General features: G+C 64.9%; 5 protein-coding genes and 1 pseudogene. 2 read left to right on the top strand and 4 right to left on the bottom strand.

Features of this window, described 5'->3' with window-relative positions; genetic code table 11:
- Window positions 1–529 (bottom strand): annotated as a pseudogene (gene pyrB / locus B4E36_RS14530) (aspartate carbamoyltransferase catalytic subunit); the annotation flags it as partial.
- Between the two features lie 147 nt (window positions 530–676).
- Here pyrB and B4E36_RS14535 point away from each other — a divergent pair.
- Window positions 677–2,323 carry an acyl-CoA dehydrogenase family protein gene (locus B4E36_RS14535; protein WP_292059095.1) on the top strand — a complete coding sequence of 549 codons (1,647 nt, stop codon included), beginning with the start codon at window positions 677–679 and terminating at the stop codon, window positions 2,321–2,323.
- A 118-nt stretch (window positions 2,324–2,441) separates the two neighbouring features.
- Here B4E36_RS14535 and B4E36_RS14540 read toward each other — a convergent pair whose 3' ends face one another.
- Window positions 2,442–2,720 (bottom strand): hypothetical protein, encoded by a 279-nt coding sequence (locus tag B4E36_RS14540; RefSeq protein ID WP_292059190.1) that lies wholly within the window; start codon window positions 2,718–2,720, stop codon window positions 2,442–2,444.
- Between the two features lie 179 nt (window positions 2,721–2,899).
- Here B4E36_RS14540 and B4E36_RS14545 point away from each other — a divergent pair, with 179 nt between their 5' ends.
- Window positions 2,900–4,735 carry an aminopeptidase P family protein gene (locus tag B4E36_RS14545; RefSeq protein WP_292059093.1) on the top strand — a complete coding sequence of 612 codons (1,836 nt, stop codon included), beginning with the start codon at window positions 2,900–2,902 and terminating at the stop codon, window positions 4,733–4,735.
- On the opposite strand, the gene B4E36_RS14550 is transcribed toward B4E36_RS14545, so the two are convergent.
- Window positions 4,725–5,042, bottom strand: a complete 318-nt coding sequence (locus B4E36_RS14550) for an AzlD family protein (protein WP_018066731.1) — start codon at window positions 5,040–5,042, stop codon at window positions 4,725–4,727. The two genes, B4E36_RS14545 and B4E36_RS14550, sit on opposite strands and share 11 nt — an antisense overlap.
- Window positions 5,039–5,743, bottom strand: a complete 705-nt coding sequence (locus B4E36_RS14555) for an AzlC family ABC transporter permease (protein ID WP_292059091.1) — start codon at window positions 5,741–5,743, stop codon at window positions 5,039–5,041. Before B4E36_RS14555 ends, B4E36_RS14550 begins: the two co-directional genes overlap by 4 nt.
- Window positions 5,744–5,992: the final 249 nt, after the last annotated feature.

The raw sequence follows: 5,992 nt of genomic DNA on the forward strand, positions 1-5,992 counted from the left end.
TGATGTTGGAGCGGGCGACGCGTGAATGCAGGATGTCGCCGCAGATCGCCACCACGATATTGTCGAGCCGGCCCTTCGCCTGCCTGATCGTCATCGCGTCGAGCAGCGCCTGGGTCGGATGCTCATGCGCCCCGTCGCCGGCGTTGATCACAGAGCAGGCGACCTTCTGGGAGAGCAGTTCGGCAGCGCCAGCCGAGGAGTGCCGGATCACCAGCACATCCGGGTGCATGGCGTTCAGCGTCATCGCCGTATCGATCAGCGTCTCGCCCTTCTTGACCGAGGAATTGCCGACCGACATGTTCATCACATCCGCGCCGAGCCGCTTGCCGGCCAGCTCGAACGAGGCCTGGGTTCGGGTCGAGGCCTCGAAGAACAGGTTTATCTGGGTGAGGCCGCGCAGCACGGCGTTCTTCTTCTCGCGCGACCGGTTGAAGGCGATCGCCTCTTCGGCCTTGTCGAGAAGGGTGTTGATATCGATGGGAGAAAGCCCCTTGATGCCGATGAGATGTCGGTGGGGAAAGAAGACCATGAAGCTTTCCTCCATATGAGGTCGGGCGGTCCGTCGCGGGAAGTCCTGGCGTCTATAATGGCTCGCCGGCCTCGCCGCAAGCTTTGACAGATGATATCGAAGCATGCCAACTGCGGATAAGCTGAAAATGGAACCATGTGTGCGCCGATGGCAGACACCGACATTTACAAGACCCTGAACCAGCCGCGACCGTGGAGCAACCTCAACGCGTTCCAGTCGGACCCGCTGCTCGGAGATCTGACGCGCTCGCTCGGACGGCCGCTGCGCGACGAGTTCGACGCGATCGGGCGATACGTCACCTCGCCCGACGCGCAGGAACTTGCGCAGATGGCCAATACCAGCCTGCCGCAGCTCAAGACCCACGGACCGGCGGGCGAGCGGCTCGACGTCGTCTCTTTCCATCCGGCCTGGCATGCGCTGATGCGCCGTTCGATGGCGTCCGGCCTGCATTCCCTGCTGTGGGAAGCGCCGCGCGACGCGGATTCGAAGTCCAAGGCCCACAAGCTGCGCGCCGTCCGGCTGTTCCTCTCCGCCCAGCTCGAATGCGGGCATCTGGAGCCGCTGTCGTCGACCTCCGCCTCGCTTGCCGTTCTCGCCGCGGCCCCGCAGCTGCGCGACGAATGGGCGCCGAAAATCCTGTCGCGCAAGTATGATTCGACCAACCGCGCCCAGAACCAGAAGACCTCCGCCACGATCGGGCTCGCCGTCGCTGAAAAGCAGGCCGGCAGCGATATGCGCGCGCTCGCCACCAAGGCGCACCGGGTCAGCGAAGGGGTCTATCGGCTTTCCGGGCACAAATGGTTTGTCTCCGCGCCGATGAGCGACGCCTTCATCATGCTCGCCGATGTCGACGGCAAGCCCGGATGCTTCCTGGTGCCGCGGCTTCTGGACGAGGGCAGGGGCAATGCACTGCGCTACCAGCGCCTCAAGGACAAGCTGGGGCTTCGCTCCAATGCGGCCGCTGAGGTGGAATTTGCCGATGCCTTCGGCTTCCTGCTCGGGCCGCCGGATGGCGGGCTGAGGACGATCCTCGACATGCTGACGCTGATGCGGCTCGACAGCGCCGTGATCGCCTCGGGCCTGATGCGCGCGGCGGTGGCCGAAGCGACGCATGCCGCGCGCGGGCGCAAGGTGGCCGGGCGCACGCTTGTGGTCCAGCCGCTGATGATGCGGGTGCTCGCCGATCTCGCGCTCGATGTCGCCGCCGCCGGCGCGCTGTCGTTCCGGCTTGCCGAAAGCTTCGACCGCGCCCGCGACAGCGCCGAGGAGGCGGCCTATGCCCGGGTCATGACCCCGGTTACCAAATACTGGACCACGAAGATCGCGTCCGCCGTGGTGGCCGAGGCGATGGAGGCAATGGGCGGCAATGGCTTTGTCGAGGATCGGGCGATCGCCCGCCACTATCGCGATGCGCCCGGTCTCGCGATGCATGACGGCGGCGGAAATCTGATGGCGCTCGACCTGCGCCGGGTCGTGGAGCATGGCGGCGAATTGTTCGAGGCCGTGTTCCAGGTCATCGCGCGCGATCTCGGCGCTTCGGGGGGCAAGATCGTGGAACTGCTGCGCGCGGCGATGGCGCTCTGCAAGAGCGATGAGAGTGCTGCCCGTATCTTCGTCGAGCAACTGGCGCTCGCCGCCGGCGCTGCGGAACTTTACCGGCTTGGGGCCGGGCGGATTGCCGATGCCTTCCTGGAGACCCGCCTCGCCGCCGGCTGGCGCTCCACCTATGGCATGCTCGATACCCGCTTCGACCCGAGCTACATCGTCGAATTGCTGTTTCCCGAGGTCGACTAGCCTCTGGCGCGGACTGCAAACAGAAAAGGCCACCCCGGGGGCGGCCTTTGAAAACGACATTGCGCCCGCGAGCAAGCTCAAGCAGGCGCAATATTCAACGCTTCAGCGATACGGCAGATCAGAGACGCGTGCGTCCAGGCCTTTTGTCGGTGAGTTCGGCGCGGGATTTGCCGATCTCATTGAGAGACGCGTCGTCAAGGCGCAGCAGGGCGCCGGCGACGAAACGGTCTGCCTGACGCTGGCGAGCCTCGGTAAGATTCTTGTAGGCGGTGCGGAAAAAGCCCATTTCGGTAACTCCCTGTCTTGATGATCGGAATGCGGTGTCGGCCGCCGATCCAATCGGCCCTGCCGCTTTCAAACCGGAAATCCGGTTCGGCGCGAGGCCTTCATTGATCAACTGTGCCCAATATAGATGCATGCCCGGCGTTGAGGCAGGTGGGCTGGGTCATGGGAGCCATGCACCTCTTGCATGCTTGGCGCGATTACCCGCGCGCGTAAAAAAGCGGCGGAAAACGATTCCGATCCGGCGTCCGATCAGCTATCGTCGCGCCGACAATTATCCGGTGGTAGCCATTCATGTTTCAGTCCTTCGACGTTTCCTCCCGCCCCGAACAGGCCGCCCCGCGCATCGCCGCCCTGCGCGCGCTGTTTCCAGCCCTCGGCATCAACGCCTTTCTGGTGCCGCGCACCGATGAGTATCAGGGCGAATATGTGCCGCCATCGGCCGAGCGGCTGGCCTGGCTGACCGGCTTTACCGGATCGGCGGGCATTGCACTGGTGATGGAAGAACAGGCTGTGGTGTTCGTCGATGGCCGCTACACCACCCAGCTTGCCGCCCAGACCGATGCCGAACTCATCACCGCCGGCGATCTTGTCGGCTGCCCGCCTTCCGCATGGCTCGGCGCGCACAAGCCGAAGGGGTTGAAGCTCGGCATCGATCCCTGGCTGCATACGCCGGCGGAGGTCGAGAAGCTGCAATCCGCGCTGGCCGACATCGGCGGCGAACTTGTACTGCTTTCCGAAAACCCGATTGACGGCATATGGGCCGATCGTCCGGCTGTGCCCTCCGCGCCCGTCACCGTTCAGAACAGCGATCTGGCCGGACAATCGGCTACTGAGAAGATCGCGGCCATTGCCGAAATGCTGCGCGAGAAGAAGGCCGACGCGGTGCTGATCGCCGATTCGACCTCGGTCGCCTGGCTGTTCAACATCCGCGGCAATGACGTTGCCCATACGCCGGCCCCCTTGTCGCGCGCGATCGTGAAGGCGGATGGCGCGGCGATGCTGTTCGTGATGCCGGAAAAAGTGGCCGGCGAGGCCGCCGGCCACCTCGAGCCGCTTGCCGGTTTGCTGCCGCCCGAAGCGATTTCCGATGCGCTTGCGGCGATCGCGGCGGCGGGCGAAACGCTGCTCCTCGATCGCGCGGCGGTGCCCTATGCCATGGTGCAGATCGTGGAGGCGGCCGGCGGAAAATGGCAGAATGCGCCCGACCCGGTTGCGCCCGCCCGCGCGGTCAAGAACCCGGCGGAACAGGCGGGCACGCGCGCCGCCCATCTGCAGGACGGCGCGGCCATGGTTTCGTTTCTCTCATGGCTCGATGGCCAGACGCCCGGCACGGTCAGCGAGATCGATGCGGCAAGCGCGCTGGAGGCGGCGCGCGCCGAGACCGGAATGCGGATGCAGAACCCGCTGCGCGACATCTCATTCGACACGATCTCGGGGGCGGGACCGAATGCCGCGATCATCCACTACCGCGTCACCAGCGAGACCAGCCGCATGCTCCAGCCCGGCGAGATGTATCTCGTCGATTCCGGCGCGCAGTACCAGAACGGCACCACCGATATCACCCGCACGATTGCGGTCGGCGAAGTCGATGACGCGCAGAAGAAATTCTTCACGCTGGTGCTGAAGGGCATGATCGCGATCTCGCGGGCACGGTTTCCGGCGGGCACGCGCGGCATGGATCTCGACCCGTTTGCCCGCGCCGCGCTGTGGCAGGCCGGCGTCGACTATGCCCACGGAACCGGCCACGGCGTCGGCTCCTATCTGTCGGTGCATGAGGGGCCGCAACGGATATCGCGGCTGGGATCGGCCGAACTGAAGCCCGGCATGATTCTTTCCAACGAGCCCGGCTATTATCGCCCCGGCGCGTTTGGCATCCGCATCGAAAACCTGGTTCTGGTGAAAGAGGCCGAGCCGATCGAGGGCGGCGAAATCCCGATGCTCGGGTTCGAGACGCTGACATGGTGCCCGATCGATCTGAGGCTGATCCTGCCAACGCTGCTGAGCGCCGAGGAGATCGCCTGGCTTGATGCCTATCATGGCGAGGTGCGCGAAAAACTAGCTCCGCTGGCGGCAAGCGAGGCCGAGCGGCGCTGGCTGGAGGCGGCCACAAGGCCTCTCAGCCAATGACGAAATAGCGCGCGATCATCACCACCGCCCAGCCGACCGCGATCATCGGCAGAGGCGAGGCGTAGCGCAACCCGAGCAGGAGAGCGGCGGCCAGGGCGAGTTTCGTGTCCCATCCCCCGGCATAGAAGGCAGGCGCGACCAGCGTCGTCAGCACCGCGGCCGGAATCGCGTTGAGCGCCGCTTCGACCCGCGGCGGGATGTGCGAGACCGCCGAAAGCAGGAGATAGCCCGCAATCCGCGTCATGTAGGTTGCAAGCGCTGCGGCCAGAATGACCAGCACGATGTGATCATCGGTGAAATTGCTCATGGCTTGTCCGCCTTGCCGGCAGGCTGGGGCGGCAGTGCCGCGGCCAGCAGGATCCCGGCAAAGGCCCCTACGCTGACATGCCAGGGCGAACCGATGGTTATGAAGGCGACCACCGAACCGATGGCGCTGACCACCACCACGGGCAGATAGTTCGCCCGCCGCCGAAAGCCGATGACGATGTTCAGGAAATAGATGGGCAGCAGCACGTCCAGCCCGAGGGCTTCCGGGTTTTCGATGAACCCGCCGAGGGTCGCCCCGATCAGCGTCATCACGTTCCAGATGGCATAGAAGCAGATCGCCATGCCGATATACCAGGTAAAGGTCACCGGCGCGCCCGCATCCTCGCGCTTCAGCGTTTCGGCGAATTGCGGATCGGTCAGGAAGAAGAAGGAGGCAAGGCGCTCGGGCCATGAAAAACGCGAGAGGATCGGTGTGACCGCCGCCGAATAGAGCACGTGACGGAAGTTGACTGCAAGGATCGAGGCGACGATGATCCAGGCCGCGACATGCTGGCCAAACAGCTCCACGCCCACCAACTGGCTTGCGCCGGCGAATATCGTCAGGCTCATCAGCGCGGTCTCGGCCACGCTCTGCCCCTGCGCCACGGCGACGGCACCGAACAGGACGCCGAACGGCGCCGCCGAAAGCGCCGGCACCACGCCGGAGCGCATGCCGGTCAGAAAATCGGGGGCGTCAGCCATGACGGAGACCTTCCGTGGGCCGGAGCGAAAAACAAGATGAGGTCATCAGGCGGCAAGCCCGGATAAGGAAATCGAGGGACATTATCACCGCTTAGCCGGTTGAAGCGGGCAACACAAATCAGTTCGGTTGATGGGTGGATTAAGGAATGCTCAACCCGCGATCGCGGCGTCGCTGTCGATGATCTCGACCCCGGCATCGCGCATCTCGCGGATCGCGTCGCTGACGCCTTCGGCATCGATCCCGCGGCA

Source organism: Martelella sp. UBA3392 (assembly GCF_002358775.1).
Lineage (GTDB): Bacteria > Pseudomonadota > Alphaproteobacteria > Rhizobiales > Rhizobiaceae > Martelella > Martelella mediterranea.